Consider the following 16,717-nt stretch of genomic DNA (forward strand, 5'->3'; position numbering starts at 1 on the left):
TTGCTTTGATTTTTGTCGCGGGGGTGTCCGTTCGGCTCTGCACCCTATGGCAGGCATAAGGCACGGCGGATTTTTTTATCGCCTCAATGCTGTTGGGCGAGGGATTCAGACCAGGGCCTGATTTTATTGAGCAAAGGGCCAATAGTGCGTTCAGCGACTTCCGTATCGTAGGCAGCCTGGGCACGTAACCAATAACCGTTCGACAGACCGAAGAATCGGCACAAGCGCAAATCAGTATCAGCCGAGATTGAACGTTTATTTGAAACGATCTCACTGATACGCTGGGCGGGAACATCAATTTCCTTGGCTAAGCGATACTGGCTAAGCCCCATAGGCTTAAGAAATTCTTCCAACAAAAGTTCGCCTGGCGTGATGGGATCAAGTTTTTTCATAATAGGCCCTTCTTAGTGGTAATCAACGATTTCCGCATTTTCCGCACCCGCATTTGTCCAGTTGAAGCATATTCGCCACTTATCGTTTATGCGGATACTGTATTGACCGGCACGATCACCCTTGAGTGCTTCGAGATGATTGCCGGGCGGCACCTTCAAATCATCAAGCCGATTCGCGATTTCGAGCTGGCGAATTTTACGTCGGGCAGCTTTGGCAATGTTCGCGAATCTTTTGACAGGGTAACCTTTTGATAACGCTTCAGTATATTCACATTTGAATGATCTGATCATGTATCCCATAATAACGCATGGCGTGACTAACGGTCAAGCATAATTTGCTGTAGAGTCGTGAACACAAGAAGCGCCCTTTGATTTCATCCCGGAGACTTAATCTCTGGAGATGCTGACGCGGGAATGAGGTGAGGAGCCGATAAATCGTGCATGCAAAAAGCCGTTTTGTTCGCAACGTGATTATTTTGGGCGGTCGCGACGCCCTTCGCTGGATTTCTCGCACTCGGGCTGTCCGTCATCACCGAAGGAATCCACAGCCCGTCGCCCTCAAACAGCGAGAAATCCTTTACGCGAAAGCCATCGCGACCTTTCTCCCCAAAATAATCAGAGTTGCTCACAAAAGACTTTTTGCATGATTTCGGTACGGGTTGGCGGAGGTTGTTTGGTCGCGGGGATGCCAGTTTCGGTATTGTTGTGTGCTCAACGCCAAGCATAAGGCGCAGCGGCTTTTTGCCGTCACCCTTAATGCTTTTGTTCGCCTTTTTTATCTTTATATTTATGCGCCATCTTTAATATTTTTCTTGTAGCGACCGATAGCTCTTGATCGTTCTGATGCGGAGAAAGTAAAGAAATAACATGTTCATAATCACCCTCATGAAAGGCCTTTGATGCAATAATTGCGTCTCTTTCCCTGTCTTTTTTTCTCTGCATTTCTTGGTCAAAAATCATTTTTTCCCCAAGAATAACTTGAACACGATCAAAGATTTCTCGTGAGGGAGATTCTAATATATCCCATGTTGATGTAATTGCTGTTGCTAATTCTTGAATTGTTCTTTTCATAAAGCCCAAATCAAGTACAAATGTATTGCCTCCCAACCCTTTCTCTTTATTCCTACCCGCCGCTTCCACCAAGAATGTGGGATAAATATATCGATCTATTTGAGGATAATACAATTCAGGTTCGACGATGAATTCTTTGTCACCATAGCCAATATCTAGGACAACAGATGGAAATTGAAAACGGCAAATAAACCAAAATATACTTGGAATTTTAGCCCCTCTTTTCTTTAATTTTTTTGGATTTCCTTCAAATTGTGAAAACCCAGAATTATAGACCGCCCTTCTTTCAGTGATGAAATTTTGAAATTTTCTTTTCACCGAGGCTTCAAATTCATCTAATAATTGTGAAGTTGATACAGTCATATTTTTGATGGCGAACAGTTGCAATAAATGGAAGAATTTCCATGTTAATGACGCATATAGATGGGAATCTTTCCATTAATCATAATATTACATCCCAATATGGAAATTGAATGGGAAGTAAATCCCTGTAAATTGGTTCAGGCGTTACAACCCTTGTCAAGATAAACCCGCCCCCGTGAATACAACGAAAACATGATGATTTTTTTTATCGGATTTGGCGGTTGATGTCAATATGGCGGCTGAATCCTCCGGCCGCCTTCGGGACCAGTTGTGCTGATTAGGGCATCTCAAGAAATTGCCGTTCGGATCGATTTAGGCATTACGCTTAAGTTTTCTTAAAAACGTTTTTTCTCCGGTACTGGTTTGCATGGGTCGTTTTGTTGTGAAAATGTGAACGGTATTGTGGGTAAAATCCGCCGGGAAAACGGACTTAGCGAAAAGTTGTTTTTGTGAGCGTCGTCTGAGCCGTTTGGGAAAGCGCCGGTTGAAGACGGCTGCGTCAAGCATTTCTCGCTGTCTGAGGGTGCCCGTCTGTGGAATTCAGTCCTGCCGGACAGCCCGAGTTCGAGAAATGCAGCAGACGGCATCAACCGGCCCCAAAAGGGTCAGGGCGCGAATAAAAATGGCTTTTCGCTTCGCGAGCCCGCCGACTCAACCTCTCCGGGTTTTTCCAAAAACTAACCCGGCTGTCCTTATTTGATCTTGGTTATCGTTCCGATTAGAATCCTATCCTTTTCTTTTCTGGCAGTGGATCGGTATCCAATAATTGTTTGATAAAGTTAACCAACTCGATGATTTGTTCATCATGATCGGCAAGTCGCCGCTCAATCTGTGATATCTTACGTTGCCATCCCTTTTGGCTTGAAATCATCTTCCGCATTTTAACAAAGGCACGAACGATATAAACACTAACTTCAATCGCTCTGGATGTGTTCAGTACGCTGGCAACCATGATCGTCCCATGTTCAGTGAATGCGTATGGCAGTGTGCTGGAATATTTCGTGTTCTTCAGGTGGTCGCAATTTGCGACCACCTCGGATTTTTCTTCCGGAGAAAGCCGAAACATGAAGTCTTCAGGAAATCGGTACGGCGGCCGCCTTCGGGAATAGCTGTGCTGATTTTGAGGTACCCTTTTACATGAAGTCCCGCGTATCTTTTTTAGCGCAATCCTATCCCGTTCAAAAAAAACTTTCATTCCGGCGCCAGTTTGCATTGGTCACTTTTGTCGTGAAAATATGATCGGCATTGTGGGTAAAATCCGCCGGGAAAACGGGCTTAGCGAAAAGTTGTTTTTGTGAGCGCCGGTTGAGCCTTTTGGGAGAAAGCCGGTTGAAGACGGCTGCGTCAAGCATTTCTCGCTGTTTGAGGGTGCCAGGCAGTGGATTCCGGTGATTCCGGACAGCCCGAGATCGAGAAATGCAGAAGACGGCAAAAGGCTCAGGGTGCGAATAATAATTTCTTGTCGCTGCAATTGCTCTTCTTCGTAACGGAAAACCCGGTCGATGAGCGGATACCGGTCTCTGGCGTCCAGAAAACCGTTGACACACCGGACCGGCCTTGTTATAGGTGATGACCAAAAAAGCAACTACCCTGATTCCTTATTTTTTTTGTTGAATATGAATCCACGATCCTATACAGCCAGATGGCATCAAATCAAAGGAAAGACGCCGGATCCGGACGCGATTGAACACCTTTCCCGTCAGGTGGCCCTCTCTTTTATGGATGCCTGCCTATATCGCGACCGGTATGAACAGTCCTGCATCGATCTGTTGTGCGAAATGGCCACGGCCTTTGACCCGGGCAGCGGCCTGAACGCCAGGGCCACGTCGGCCCTGTTCGATATCGTCGTCGAAGGCTTGTGCGATGAGTTCGAGGATATGCAGACGGAAATTTACGACCGGGTCATGTGCCAGATCGTCTCGTTCTGCCGGAAGACGGCCCGCGGGAAGAAACTGGACGAAACCCTGGACGGTTTCGGCCTGACTTCCCTGGAAAGCCTGCTCGGCCGGGCCGCCGGGCTGCGCAAATCTTTCCCCCTGAAGGAAGAAATAGCGGAACCGGAAAAAATAATGTTTCTTTCCCGGGTGACCTTTGGCGCGGATATCGCCATTACCAGCGTGCTGATGCAGCGGTTCGCGCAACTATTCCCCGGGGCGGAGCTGGTATTGCTCGGCAGCGCCAAGCTGAACGGAATCTTCGGCGGGCTGAAGAACCTGAGAATCCGAGAGCTTTCCTATCCCCGGCGGGGCGGTCTGATCCAGCGGTTTTCAGCCTGGTTCTCGGCCCTGGCGGCCGTGGAGGAGGAGACCGGGGGCCTGGGCGGCCGGTTTTTGGTGATCGATCCGGATTCGCGGCTTTCCCAGCTGGGCATTCTGCCCGTGGCCGACGCCGGTAACTATTTTTTCTTCAACAGCCGGCATAACGGCAACAGCACCCACCGCCAGTCCATGTCCGAACTGGCTAACGAGTGGGCCAACCGGGTTCTGCCGGAATCGGGTTTCTGTCATCCCGGGGTGTGGATCGATGGGCCGTCGACAACTGCGGCCGGTGATATGCTGGGCCGCCTGCGGCGCACCGCCGGGCATATCGTCACCGTCAACCTCGGCGTGGGGGGGAATTCCCGGAAACGCCTGGATGACGATTTCGAATTCGATCTGCTGGCTTCCCTTCTTTCCGAAAAAGGCACCGCCGTTATTCTGGACTGCGGGGCGGAAGCCGAAGAAAAGGAACGCGCCGGCCGGCTTCTGACAGCGCTCGGGGAAAAGGGCTTTCCGACCGCCCACGCGGACATGAGCCGCCCGGCGGATTTGACGGAACCGGGAATCGTCAGCATTGTCTGCGGCATCGGGGAGATCGCGGCCCTGATTTCCGGCAGCGATGAATTCATCGGGTATGACTCCGCCTGCCAGCACATCGCGGCGGCCGCGGGAATCCCGTCCTGCACCGTGTTTGCCGGTTCCAATAACCCCCGCTTTGTCCGGCGGTGGCAGGCCAGGGGAAAAGCCGTCAGCCGCGTCATTCATGTGGATAATCTGAGCCGGGATCGGATGTTCGACAATGCCGATATCATCGCCCGCATCCATGACGCCAGGAACCGGGCGTGAAGATACTTTTTATTTACCCCAATGCCGGCTCCCAGCTGGGATTCAACTACGGCCTGGCCCACATGAGCGCCGTCCTCAAGCAGGCCGGCCACGAGGTCAAGCTCCTCCATCTGGCCGAGGAACTGGCACCGCTGCCGGATGAAGCCCAACTGCGGAACCTGGTCAGCGCATACGACCCCGGGATCATCGGTTTTTCCGTGGTGACCAATCAGTGGCACCTGGCCGAGCAGACCGCCGCCTGGATCCGAAAACAGATTTCCGTTCCCATGGTCTGCGGCGGTATTCACGCCACGGTGGCGCCGGAGCAGGTGCTGGGTTCGGGCCTGTTTGATTATGTCCTGGCCGGAGAGTGCGATACCGCTTTTCTCGAACTCGTCGACACCATCGCCAAGGGTGGTGACCCGTCCGGCATCCGCAACCTGGGTTTTTTAAAGGACGGCGCGGTTCACCTGAACCCGGTCCGTCCCTTTCCCGACCTGGCTTCCCTGCCCATGAAAGATTACACCATTTTCGACTTCCAGAAGCTGATCGACGAAAAGAACGGCTGGGTCGGACTCATGGCCTCCCGGGGATGCCCCTTTCAGTGCACCTACTGCTTCAACCATATCATCGTCAAGAAGTACCGGGCCGACCTGGACTGCGGTTTTTCCAAACTAAACTACATCCGGCATTTTCCTGTCAGCGCCATGATCGCGGAAATCCGGTACCTGCTTGAACATTACACCGGCATCAACATGTTCATTTTTGACGACGACCTGTTTACCTTTGACGCGGACTACCTGGCGGAATTCTGCGCGGAATACCGCAAGATTTGCCGGATTCCGTTTGTGGTCAACGCCCACGTTCACTTCTTCGACCCCAGGCGGGCAAGGTCACTGGCGGACGCCGGATGCCGGATCGTCAAGTTCGGCCTGGAGAGTGGAAGTCCGCGCGTGCGCAAAGAGATCATGCGCCGGCACACCAGCAACAAAGACATTGCCGCGGCCATTCAATACGCCAAAGACGAAGGGATGCACACCTCCTGTTTTGTCATGATCGGGCTTCCCGGGGAAACAGCCGAAAATGTCATGGAGACGATCCGGCTGCTGGCCGAGGCTAAACCCGGCCGGTTCCGGTGGACCTTCTTCTACCCTTATCCCGGCACGGAAGCCTATGCCATCAGCGAACGGGGCGGTTACATCGATTTTGATAAAAAAGAAAGTCTGGTCAATTTCACGGACGCCACCTGCCTTGATTTCGGCCCGGAGCAGAACCTGTTTCTGCAGAAGGTCGGCCGGGTCATGCCCTGGTTCGTCAACGCCTGGTCGGATCTGGACTGCGCGGATGTTTACCGCCAAAAGGTCGACGAGTTGCTGGCGTTAGACGAAACTTCCTGGAAGGCGGTCGGAGACACGCTGACGGCTGAGGATAAACGCCTTTCGCAAGAGATGGTTCAATCAGGCAAGACCCATTACGCCATCAAGTATAACCGGTTCATGGGCGTCATCTCCGACTATTTTCTGGGAGAAGAAAAGCAGCCGAGACCATAATCGCTTTTAGTCCTTGCCCCTCCGCCCATCATTTGCCGATCATAAAACTCCACAGCACACCGGCGGCAATGGCCGAACCGATGACGCCGGAGGCGTTGCAGGCCATGGCATGCATCAGCAGATAATTGTGGGGATCCTCGTGCCGCCCGACCAGATGAACCTCGCGGGCTGATCCGGGCACGGCGGATACCCCGGCCGCTCCGAGCAGAGGGTTGATTTTTTCCTTCATGAACAGGTTCATGATCTTGGCGAACAGGACCCCGGAAGCCGTGGCCACGGAAAAGGCCACCGCGCCCAGGAGAAAAATGCCGATGGATTTCGGCGTCAGGAAGACATCTCCCTGGGTGCTGGCGCCCACCGTCATGCCCAGGAAGATGGTGGCGGCGTCCATGATGACCGTCCGGGCGCTCTGGGCCAGGCGCTCCGCCTGACCGCATTCCTTGAGAAAATTGCCGAAAAAGAAGGGACCCAGCAGGGGGATGGAGGCCGGCGCCAGAAAACAGCAGAGCATGATGGCGATGACGGGAAAAATCATGCGCTCGTTTCTGGATACGTCCCGCAACTCGGGCATACGGATGAGTCGCTCCTTGCGGGACGTGAGCAGCCGCATGATGGGCGGCTGAATGACCGGTATCAGGGCCATGTAGGAATAGCCGGCGATGGCGATGGGCCCGATCAGGTGCGGGGCCAGCTTGGCCGTCAGGAAGATGGAGGTGGGGCCGTCGGCGCCGCCGATGATGCCGATGGAGGCGGCTTCCTGCGGGGTAAATCCGAGGCCGAGGGCCGCCAGCATCGTAAAGAAAACGCCCACCTGGGCGGCCGCGCCCAGCATCATCAACTTCGGCTGGGACAGCATGGAGGAAAAGTCGGTCATGGCGCCCAGGCCAAGAAAAATAATGGAGGGATAAATACCCGACGTAACCCCGAAATAGAGGTAGTGCAGGACACTGTTGTTCTCATAGATGCCGATCCCGAATCCCTTGAAAAAAGGGATATTGCCGATCACCACACCCAGTCCGATCGGAATCAGCAGCAGCGGTTCGTATCCTTTTACCGCCCCCAGATAAATAAAAAAGCAGGAGACCACCAGCATGATCAGGTGGCGGTAATCGGCCAGCGCGAAACCGGTGTTGCTCAAAAAATTCAGTGCCAGATCAAGCATCTATTATATTTTCCCTTCCAGTTGAAAACAGCCGGGCGGATCTACCGTCGCCATCTGAACAGGCCGTTGCCTTCAGAAACAAGCATGCCGGACTCCCGCAAGGCCTTGATGGTCAGATGGGGATGGGGCAGACCGTTTTCCTCGGCAGCCCTGTAAACCTCGGAGAGCTGAAAAACGTCTCCCAGGGGATCGGTCAGTGATTTGTAAACGGTCGCCAGATCATTGATACCCGCTGCCAGAAGATTGTCCGGCTGCGATTTGACGGTCTGTTTTTTCCGCGGCTGAACCGGCGCTTTTTTGAGCAGACTGCCGATCTTTTCCAGCAGAGCGACCAGCCTGGGCACCCGGGAAACGATCAGCGATAGAATTGCCAGGCCGGCTATATCGATGGAAATCCCCAGGGCTGCGAAGGCCCAACCGTTGCTATTGGAAATATTCTGAAAACTGAACAGATCGAACACTCCGCCCTCCACTTCAGTAAGTAACGTCAAATAGAATAGATTCATAATTATATTTTTCAGGTTATGTCAATAAAAACTTTAGAAAATGAATTCGTGTTTTAACATCCAACGGCGCCTGAAGTGTTTGACATGCCGTCCGGCCTCGGCTAAATTTAATAAAATATGGCAACCAAAATGAATCGCGTGATTTTTCACCCGCCTTCGATACGGAAAGAACATAACCGCTGATGAGACTGGCCCTGGTCTTTAATCCATTCAAATACAAAGTGCACGAAGAGAATCTCCGTATTGTGCAGAAGTATTTCGGCCTTTTCCCGCCGCTGAGTATTTCCTGGGTGGCGGCCATCGCCCGGCGAGCCGGCCACGAAGTGACCATCATCGACGCCAGAACGTTGAAACTTTCCAAAGAAGAAGTGGCTGCCCGGCTGGAGGCGTTCGCGCCGGACATCATGGGCTTTATGATGACCACCTACATGTTCCAGGACACCCTGGAATGGATTCGCTATTTTAAGAAAAGGTTTGATATCCCTGTGCTCATCGGTGGTTATAATTTACGGGTTTATCCGGAAGCGTCCCTGAGCCACCCGGAAATCGACTATGGCGTGATCGAACACGCCCTGGAAACGGTGCCTCTTCTTTTCGCGGCACTGGAAGGACGAGGAAGCTTGGAGGACGTGCCGGGACTGGTCTATAAAAAGGACGGGGCCATTGTCAAGAATCCGCCCCGGCCGGTCATGTTTGAGGACTTTCCCAGTCCCGCCCGGGATCTGCTGCCCAATGATCTGTATGCGGAGTTCCCCACCGAGAGAAAGAATTTCACGGTCATGGTGACCAGCCTGGGGTGCCCCTATGGATGCAGCTTCTGCGAGGCCGGAAGAACGCCCTATAATCCGAGAAGCCCCATGACCGTGGTTGACGAAATGCAGGAGTGTTATGACCGGTACGGCATCCGGGAAATCGATATCTTCGATTATTCTTTTACGGCCGACAGAAAACGGACCATCGCCATCTGCCGGGAGATGAGAAGCCGGAAGCTGGACCTTCTCTGGGCCTGCCGGTCGCGGATTGACATCGACCGGGAACTGCTGGAAGAGATGAGGCTGGCCGGGTGCGGCCGGATATACTACGGTATTGAATCCGGCTGCCAGGAGATCCTGGACCGGGTCAACAAGGGGATCACCCTGGATCAGGTCCGGGAAACGGTGCGACATACCCGGAAGCTGGGAATGAAGGCCCTGGGATTTTTCCTGATCGGCGCTCCCGGGGAGACGGAACGGACCGTGAAACAGACCGTCAGGTTCGCCCGGTCCCTTGACCTGGAATATGTCCAGTTTTCCAAGTGTCTGGCCAAGCCCCTGACACCGCTGTGGGAGCAGATGAAGCAGGAGACCGGGCGGGACTACTGGGAGGACTGGGTGCGCGGATTGGAGCAGGATCGCCCTCTGCCGCGACCCTGGACGGAATTGACCGAAGCCCAGGTGGACCGCCTGTCCAAATGGGCGTATGTGAACTATCATTCCCGGTTCCGGTTCCTGGTCCGGTCCACGCTGCAGGTCAGATCGTTTTCGGAGTTCAAGAGAAAGCTCCTGGGGTTTCTGGAGATGGTGTTCAGCCAGGAGGACGTTTCCAGGGGGGATGACGCCTTTGTCGCCTACAACGAGAATTCCCGGCGGCTGGATTTTTACAAGAAAATCGCAAAATACAAATAAAGCGGATCCATGCGAATCACTTTTGTCCACCTGGGCCGGGAACACCTCGGCCTTGAATACCTTTCCAGCATCGTCAGGCGGGAGGGGCATCAGGTGTCCCTGGCATACGATCCGGGTCTGTTCGGCCCGGAGGACAATGTGTTCTGTGTTCCCGCGTTGGAACGACTGTTTGACCAGCGGCGGCAGGTGCTTGCCGCCATCCGGGAGTCATCCCCGGATCTGATCGCTTTTACCGTTTATACCGGCACCTACCAGTGGGCCCGGGGCATAGCCGCGGAAATCAGGCGATCGCTGAAAGTGCCCATTGTTTTCGGCGGTATTCACGCCACCCTGGTTCCGGAAGTCATTATCGCCGACAGGAATGTCGATTTCGTCATTCAGGGTGAGGCGTTTGCGGCTTTCCCGGACCTGGTCGCGGTCCTGGCTTCCGGCCGGGGCCGCCTGGATGACGTGAGCAACCTCTGGTTCAAGCGCAATGGGGTTGTCATGAACAACCCGCTGGCACCGCCCCTGGCGGACCTGGATTCCCTGCCCTTTCCCGACAAGACGCTGTTTGAAAACGACGTCAATTATGTCGACGATTACGTGATCATCACCAGCCTGGGTTGCGTTTTTAATTGCAGCTACTGCTGCGAAAGCACCCTGAACCGGTTGTACCGGCATCAATATTATCGCCGCAGGAGCGTGGCCTCCGTCATGGCGGAACTGACCGTTATGAAGGCGCGGTACCGCTTTAAAGAGGTCATGTTCAATGACGCTCTTTTTTTTACCGACCGGGAGTGGCTGCGGCAGTTGATGGCCGCATACCGGGAAAAGATCAGCGTGCCATTCCGGTGCTTCGGCAAGGTGTCTCATCTTGATGACGACATCTGCCGCATGCTGGCCGATGGCGGGTGCTACTGCATTGAATTCGGGATGCAGACCTGGAATGAAGACCTCAAAAGAAGTGTGCTGCACCGCAACGAGACCAATGCCATGGCCCTGGAGGCGTTCGGCCGCTGCGACCGCTTCGGGCTGCGCTATGACATCGACCATATTTTCGGGCTGCCGGGGGAAACGGTCCGGGATCACGTGGACGGGCTGCGCTATTATAGCCGACTCAAACGGCTCAACCGGATCAAGTGCCACAACCTGACCTGCTTCCCGAACACCACCATGGCGCGGTATGCCCGTGAGCATAACGTGCTGGGCGCGGAGGATGAAGACAAACTGAAAAAAGGGGAGATCTCGGATTTCTTCCACGGCGACGCCATCCGCGACGGACGGCTGAAAAAGGCCAAGGACCTTTTTTCAAAATGTTATAAACTGCTGCCGATCATACCGGATATTATCGTGCGGCGGCTGATCCGGTCAGGTGACCTCCGGGTGTTTGATCTTATCCCCAAACCGATTGTTATCATCGGGCAGCTGCTGGTGGCCGTTAAAGGCCGGGATTACCGCTATCTCGTTTATCTCAAATATTACCCGCTTAGAATAAAACGATCCTTCCGGAGAAAATGGAGCGGAAACCGGAAAGTGGCAAAAAGTGACGGTTGAAAAGGGGAAGGCCGGTCTCTGGTTGAAACGCATATGAAACGGAACAAGATGATTCAGGCCGCCGCTGCCGTCGCGCAGGCGAAACTGCTGAAACGGAACCGGCCACTGGTTGTCGGCTGGGCTATTACCCATCAGTGCAACCGGAAATGTGCTTATTGCGCCATCTGGCAGCGGCCGCGGCAGGACCTGCCGACGGCCACGGTCTTCAGAATTGTGGACGAACTGGCCGCTTCGGGGACTTTGCGGATATCCTTTACCGGCGGGGAGCCGCTGCTCAGAGAGGACATGGGAGATATCATCCGTTACGTTCGGGAAAAGGGGATAGAAACGCGTTTGAATTCGAACGGATCCCTGGTGAAGGAAAAAATCGACAATCTGCGCGGTCTGGATATGCTGCTCCTGAGTTTGGAGGGCCCGGAAGCGATTCATGACGCCATCCGCGGGCCGGGATCCTTTCAGGAGGTGCGGGAGGCCATGCGGGCGGCCAGGGGTCAGGGAGTACCGGTCGGATTGGCCACGGTACTGGCTTCCACCAACCTTGACGCCGTGGAATTCGTTCTGGATGGGGCCCGGGACGCTGGCTGCCGGGTCATGTTTCAACCGGCAACTCGACTGCGGCTGGGTGGTCGGGCGCCCAATGAGCTGGCGCCCCCGGTCGGTCCCTACCGTGAAGTGATTACCGGGCTGATCGCCCGGAAAAATGCCGGAGACCCTGCCATCGCCAACTCCCTGACCGGTCTCCGGCACCTGATCCGCTGGCCCGATCCGGTCCGGATGGCCTGCGCCAGCGGCCGGATCTCCTGCCGGATCGAGCCGGACGGACAGGTCCTGCATTGCAGCCGGGGCGCCGCAGGAGCCACCCCCGGAAATTGCGCCGAGGCCTCTTTCCGGGAGGCGTTTGAGCGACTCGGGCCGATGGCTTGCGACGACTGCTGGTGCGCCGGGCGGGTGGAACTCAACCTGGCGTTCTCGTTCAGTGTGCCGACGATTTTGAACCAACTCAAAACCCTGGTGAGGTAATTGCCCAGTCTGCTGACCAGAAGATTACGCGTATTCGTTCCACTGGCCGTTTCGGCGTTGATCCTTTATCTGCTTTTGGTAAAGATCGATACCGGCAGGATCGTGGAATCACTGAGGACCTGCGATATCCGGCTGGTGGGGCTGGCCGCGGTGATTTCTCTTGGCATCAATGTCCTTTTCGGCGCTGAAAAATGGCGGCGGATCCTGTCCGCGTTGGGATGCGACCTTCCATACCGGGAGGTGCTCGCGATCCGGACCGGCTGCATCCCCTTTAAAATCCTGCTGCCTTTCAAGTCGTCCGAACTCCTCAAGGCCTACTATCTGGACCGGAGCAGAAAACTTTCTTTCACCCGCGCGACCAGTTCACTGATCCTGGATAAGGCCATGAACCTGCTGGTGCTGATTCCGCTGGCGATCATCGGGCTGTCCGTCGTTGACATCCCCTTTATCAAGGCGGCCCTGCTGTTGATCCTGTCGCTGATTTTACTGGCGGTTTATTCCGACCGGTTCCGCCAGGGGCTGGCCGTCGTCGTCGCCGGAATCGTTCCCCGCCTGCATGGAACCGTCAACGGCCTGTTGAGCGGTTTCGCGGAGGTCCGGGGATCGGAAAAGACGATCCTGATCGTTTATTCCCTTGTTTATCAGCTGTCTGAATTCGTGAATACATTCATCCTGCTCAAGGCCGTGGGTGTGGCGGCCCCGTTCGCCTATCTCATGGTCATCGTCCCGGTGATAATGATAATTAACAATTTGCCGATTACGGCGCTGGGACTGGGGACGCGGGAGATGGCCATCGTCTATTTCCTCAAGGATTTCGGCCCCTCCGCCTCGCTTTTCAGCGGCGGTATATTGATTTCACTGGTTGAGTACGTGCTGCCGGTACTTGTCGGGATTTTGTTCATACGGTCCTTTCAGCGTTATGCTATGATAAAAAAACAAGCCAGTTGACGCTAATGCCAAGATGAAAATTATTCTAATCAACCCCCGTTCCCGGCGGCCGGAGGAAATCCAGCAGAAATGCTTTGCCCCGGTCAACCTGCTCTACCTGGCATCATCCCTTCTGCGCGACGGATATGAGGTCGAAATCATCGATGCCAACGCCTTCGGTTTTTCTGATGACGAGGTCGTCCGGCAGGTCGCGGAGAAAAATCCGGGCCTGATCGGCATTTCCCTGCTGTCGGAAACCATGATTCAGACCTTCCGCCTGGCCGAAAGGCTGAAAGCCGCCTGCCCCCGGGCGAGGCTCATGCTTGGCGGACCGCATGCCAATGCCATGCCGGAGGCCGTGTTGAAGGAGTTTACCGCCGTGGACCTGGTCCTTACCGGGGAATGTGAGCAGAGCCTGGTGCACCTCGTCCGGGCGTTGACGCATGGAGAGGATATCCGTCAGGTTCCGGGACTGTATTGGCGGCAGGAAGGGACCGTCGCCGGCAGCCCGGCGGCCGATCCGATCAGCGATCTGGACCTGCTGCCGCCGCCCGCCCGGCATCTGCTGTCGGCGGCCTATCGGGCCGATAAGTATTATTTGATCCTGGAGAAAGAGCGACCCATGGAGACGCTGCTGACCAGCCGGAGTTGCCCTTTCAAGTGCGCCTTCTGCAGCAATATCCCCGGTACCTTCAGGGCCCGGTCGCCTGAAAACGTGCTGGAGGAGATCGTCGAGCGTTACCGTTCCGGGATAGCCGGTTTTGATATCGCTGACGCGAACTTTACCCATGACCCCGTTCGGGCGATGCGGATTTTTGACCTGATCATCAGGGAAAAGGTCAGAATTTCTTTCCGATTTAAAAGCCGGACGTCGGTTATCAGCCCGGAACTGGTCAACAAGGCCAGGCGGGCCGGGGCCTATCTGGTTTCCATGGGCATGGAATCCGGTTCCCAGGAAATATTGCGCCGGATGAACAAAAAGACCCGGATCGAAACAAATATTGAAGCCTGCCGGACGGTGATGAAAGCCGGACTGAAATTAAACACCGGCTGGATCATCGGTTTCCCGGGGGAAACCCGGGAGACCATCAGGGAAACGACCCGGCTGATCCTTGCCGTGAAGCCGACCACCGCCAGCATCCTCCGTCTGATCCCCTATCCCGGGACGGCTGTTTATGAAGAAGCCAGAGCGGAAAACCGGTTGATCGGGGACTGGTCGGTGAACCGTTCCTTTACTCCCTGGATCAAGCTTCCCTGGACCGACTCCCTGTCTGATCTGGAAAGGGAGACGCAGCGCGTTATCAACAGGGTGTATCTCCGGCCTTATTATTTCAAACTGTTTGCCGGGGAGATTCTGAAAAACGCCAATGGCATGCTGGCCAGATACGCGGTCCAGGAGGCGATCAAGGCCGCTCGCGGAGTATGGACATAAAACCGTGCCTGCCGGCACTACTGCATTATAGTCGTGAATTTTCCATGACGAATACCATATCCACCAAGTCCCGCCTGCCGGTGGTCGTCCTGCTGATGGCCGTCAGCCTGGGGCTGTACGCCAACACCCTGACCAACGCGTTTGTATGGGATGACCTTCTGTCCGTGGCGGAGAGCCGTCATGTCAGGGACATCGGCAATATCCCGCGGTTCTTCTCCCCGCGATACTGGAATGAGTCGCATCCTTACCCCGGCCAGTACCGGCCCGTGCGGATGATCTCCTTTACGCTGGACTATTTTTTCTCAAAGCTGAACCCGGCCGGATACCGGGTGACCAACGTTCTGCTCCATGCCGCCAACGTTCTGCTGGTATTTTATCTGGTCATCCTGGCGGTGGAGAGCGGCAGCGGGGGGGATCCGTTTGGCCGGAGGCGCTGCCTGGAGGGGACCGCGTTCCTAACGGCGCTTTTATTCGCCGCGCACCCGATTCACACCGAGTCGGTCAATCTGATCAAGAATCGTTCGGATCTGCTGGTGATGGTGTTTTGCCTGATATCGCTGCTGCTGTTTATCCGTCACCTGTCCGCGGCCGGCCGGATTCGCTCCTGGCTGATGCTGGCCGGGGCCTGGTTCTGTTTCATCCCGGCGGTGCTGTCCAAGGAGATGGCCTTAAGCCTGCCGGGGGTGGCGGCGCTTTACGCGGCCTGTTTTCTTTCCGGTGACCGGAGGAAAAAGGCGCTGATCCGGGTGATCCCATACGGGATGATCATCCTGGGCTATTTCTGGTTCATGCATGCCTTTATCCGGCCCGGAGACCCGTTGCCACCGGTGGCCGTCCTGCCAGCAGGCGCCATTCAACGGGTAATGACGGTTATCAAAACGCTGGGCATCTATTTTCGCATGCTGCTGTTCCCCTTTCCCCTGGTCCTGGAACATCCCTTTTCTATTCCCGAAACGCTGCTGGACCCGGGTATTCTGACGTTTCTGCTGCTGCTGGCGCCGACCGGGATCCTTGCCGCACGGTCACTGTTCGGCAACCGGATCGTCCTGTTCGCAATCGGCTGGATCTGGCTGACCCTGGTGCCGGCGGCCAATATCGTCTACGTGGCGGCCCGGCCCATTGCCGAACAGCGGTTGTACATTCCTTCGCTGGGGTTCTGTCTGATGCTGGGGTATGGCCTTCAGTCACTGGCATCCCCTCGCTCCGGCCGGTCGGCCCGAAGCCTGGCGGTCTTGATCGGCGGTATCATTTTTATCCTCTATGCCGCCGTTGCCGTGCAGCGAAACCGGGAATGGCGAGATGAAATTACCCTTTACACCCGGTCCCTGGCCGAAAACGCCGCCAGCCCCAGGATTCAATACAATCTCGGCAATGCCCTGTGCCGGGAGCAACGGTATGAAGAGGCCGTCGGCCACTACCGGGCGGCGTTGCGCCTGGTGCCGGACTATCTGGATGCCCATTACAACCTGGGAATTACGCTTTATGGACTGGGAAAACACGAAGAGGCGATCGGCCATTACCGGCAGGTCCTGGCCCGGGAACCGGGAAATGTAGATGCCCTGAACAACCTGGGCGTGGCGTTGCATGCATCCGCCCGTCTGGACGAAGCCTTGGGGGTTTTTACGGCCGCCTTGAAAATTTCTCCGGGTGATATGCAGGCCAACTGGAACATGGGGGATCTTCTGGTCGATCTGGGCCGTTCCCGGGAAGCCGTCGGTTATTACACGTCAGCCCTGAAGTCACGACCGGATTGCCTGGCTGTCTACCACAGCCTTGGAAAGGCGCTGATGGAACAGGGAGAGACAGACAAGGCGATCGCGGTTTATGAAAAAGCCTTCAGGATTTATCCGGATGATGCGGACATTCTCTGCAATTTTGGTGTCGCCTTGATGGTTCAGGGGAAGCGACCGGAAGAGGCCTGTGCATTATTATCCCGGGCGCTGCGAATCGATCCTTGCCACGTAAAAGCGAGGCAGGCTTATCAGGAGTGCCCGGAGAGGATCAATTGAAC

14 protein-coding genes are annotated in these 16,717 nt (G+C 55.2%); 8 read left to right on the forward strand and 6 right to left on the reverse strand.

Annotated elements, in window-relative coordinates; translation table 11 throughout:
• Window positions 1-83 precede the first annotated feature (83 nt).
• The 4 genes from AB1724_02125 to AB1724_02140 form a co-directional block, all read right to left on the reverse strand.
• Window positions 84-392 (reverse strand): HigA family addiction module antitoxin, encoded by a 309-nt coding sequence (locus AB1724_02125; GenBank protein ID MEW6076589.1) that lies wholly within the window; start codon window positions 390-392, stop codon window positions 84-86.
• A 12-nt stretch (window positions 393-404) separates the two neighbouring features.
• The gene (locus tag AB1724_02130; GenBank protein MEW6076590.1) at window positions 405-683 is read right to left on the reverse strand and encodes a type II toxin-antitoxin system RelE/ParE family toxin; all 279 of its coding nucleotides are present in this window, start codon (window positions 681-683) and stop codon (window positions 405-407) included.
• A gap of 462 nt (window positions 684-1,145) precedes the next feature.
• On the reverse strand, window positions 1,146-1,850 hold the full coding sequence (locus AB1724_02135; GenBank protein MEW6076591.1) for a hypothetical protein: 705 nt from the start codon (window positions 1,848-1,850) through the stop codon (window positions 1,146-1,148).
• Between the two features lie 694 nt (window positions 1,851-2,544).
• Entirely contained in the window at window positions 2,545-3,039 is a 495-nt protein-coding gene (locus AB1724_02140) for an ORF6N domain-containing protein (GenBank protein ID MEW6076592.1), read from the reverse strand.
• 505 nt (window positions 3,040-3,544) lie between these two features.
• Here AB1724_02140 and AB1724_02145 point away from each other — a divergent pair.
• Both AB1724_02145 and AB1724_02150 read left to right on the forward strand, forming a co-directional pair.
• Window positions 3,545-4,930: a glycosyltransferase family 9 protein gene (locus tag AB1724_02145; GenBank protein ID MEW6076593.1), complete on the forward strand. Its 1,386-nt coding sequence runs from the start codon at window positions 3,545-3,547 to the stop codon at window positions 4,928-4,930.
• Window positions 4,927-6,459, forward strand: a complete 1,533-nt coding sequence (locus AB1724_02150; GenBank protein ID MEW6076594.1) for a radical SAM protein — start codon at window positions 4,927-4,929, stop codon at window positions 6,457-6,459. The genes AB1724_02145 and AB1724_02150 overlap by 4 nt, the downstream gene beginning before the upstream one ends.
• A gap of 28 nt (window positions 6,460-6,487) precedes the next feature.
• Here AB1724_02150 and AB1724_02155 read toward each other — a convergent pair whose 3' ends face one another.
• Both AB1724_02155 and AB1724_02160 read right to left on the reverse strand, forming a co-directional pair.
• The gene (locus AB1724_02155) at window positions 6,488-7,621 is read right to left on the reverse strand and encodes a sodium ion-translocating decarboxylase subunit beta (protein MEW6076595.1); all 1,134 of its coding nucleotides are present in this window, start codon (window positions 7,619-7,621) and stop codon (window positions 6,488-6,490) included.
• Between the two features lie 41 nt (window positions 7,622-7,662).
• Complete coding sequence (locus tag AB1724_02160) at window positions 7,663-8,112, reverse strand: hypothetical protein (GenBank protein ID MEW6076596.1); 450 nt, start codon at window positions 8,110-8,112, stop codon at window positions 7,663-7,665.
• A 197-nt stretch (window positions 8,113-8,309) separates the two neighbouring features.
• On the opposite strand from AB1724_02160, the gene AB1724_02165 reads away from it, so the two are divergent.
• From AB1724_02165 to AB1724_02190, 6 genes are read left to right on the forward strand one after another with little or no spacing between them, the layout of a single operon-like run.
• Window positions 8,310-9,791: a radical SAM protein gene (locus AB1724_02165; GenBank protein MEW6076597.1), complete on the forward strand. Its 1,482-nt coding sequence runs from the start codon at window positions 8,310-8,312 to the stop codon at window positions 9,789-9,791.
• A 9-nt stretch (window positions 9,792-9,800) separates the two neighbouring features.
• Complete coding sequence (locus AB1724_02170; protein MEW6076598.1) at window positions 9,801-11,327, forward strand: cobalamin-dependent protein; 1,527 nt, start codon at window positions 9,801-9,803, stop codon at window positions 11,325-11,327.
• 33 nt (window positions 11,328-11,360) lie between these two features.
• Entirely contained in the window at window positions 11,361-12,347 is a 987-nt protein-coding gene (locus tag AB1724_02175; protein MEW6076599.1) for a radical SAM protein, read from the forward strand.
• Entirely contained in the window at window positions 12,348-13,295 is a 948-nt protein-coding gene (locus tag AB1724_02180; protein MEW6076600.1) for a lysylphosphatidylglycerol synthase transmembrane domain-containing protein, read from the forward strand.
• 13 nt (window positions 13,296-13,308) lie between these two features.
• A complete protein-coding gene (locus AB1724_02185; GenBank protein MEW6076601.1) occupies window positions 13,309-14,706 on the forward strand; it encodes a radical SAM protein in 1,398 nt (465 codons plus the stop codon).
• A complete protein-coding gene (locus AB1724_02190) occupies window positions 14,697-16,715 on the forward strand; it encodes a tetratricopeptide repeat protein (protein MEW6076602.1) in 2,019 nt (672 codons plus the stop codon). Before AB1724_02185 ends, AB1724_02190 begins: the two co-directional genes overlap by 10 nt.
• The last annotated feature ends 2 nt before the right edge of the window (window positions 16,716-16,717 follow it).

The sequence above is a fragment of the Thermodesulfobacteriota bacterium genome (assembly GCA_040753795.1).
Lineage (GTDB): Bacteria > Desulfobacterota > Desulfobacteria > Desulfobacterales > Desulfosudaceae > JBFMDX01.

Excerpts from the sequence above, each read along its gene's own strand:
- AB1724_02125 (MEW6076589.1), bottom strand. The coding sequence starts at position 392 with ATGAAAAAACTTGATCCCATCACGCCAGGCGAACTTTTGTTGGAAGAA.
- AB1724_02130 (MEW6076590.1), bottom strand. The coding sequence starts at position 683 with ATGATCAGATCATTCAAATGTGAATATACTGAAGCGTTATCAAAAGGT.
- AB1724_02140 (MEW6076592.1), bottom strand. The coding sequence starts at position 3,039 with ATGCAAACTGGCGCCGGAATGAAAGTTTTTTTTGAACGGGATAGGATT.
- AB1724_02145 (MEW6076593.1), top strand. The coding sequence starts at position 3,545 with ATGGATGCCTGCCTATATCGCGACCGGTATGAACAGTCCTGCATCGAT.
- AB1724_02155 (MEW6076595.1), bottom strand. The coding sequence starts at position 7,621 with ATGCTTGATCTGGCACTGAATTTTTTGAGCAACACCGGTTTCGCGCTG.
- AB1724_02165 (MEW6076597.1), top strand. The coding sequence starts at position 8,310 with ATGAGACTGGCCCTGGTCTTTAATCCATTCAAATACAAAGTGCACGAA.
- AB1724_02170 (MEW6076598.1), top strand. The coding sequence starts at position 9,801 with ATGCGAATCACTTTTGTCCACCTGGGCCGGGAACACCTCGGCCTTGAA.
- AB1724_02175 (MEW6076599.1), top strand. The coding sequence starts at position 11,361 with ATGAAACGGAACAAGATGATTCAGGCCGCCGCTGCCGTCGCGCAGGCG.
- AB1724_02185 (MEW6076601.1), top strand. The coding sequence starts at position 13,309 with ATGAAAATTATTCTAATCAACCCCCGTTCCCGGCGGCCGGAGGAAATC.
- AB1724_02190 (MEW6076602.1), top strand. The coding sequence starts at position 14,697 with ATGGACATAAAACCGTGCCTGCCGGCACTACTGCATTATAGTCGTGAA.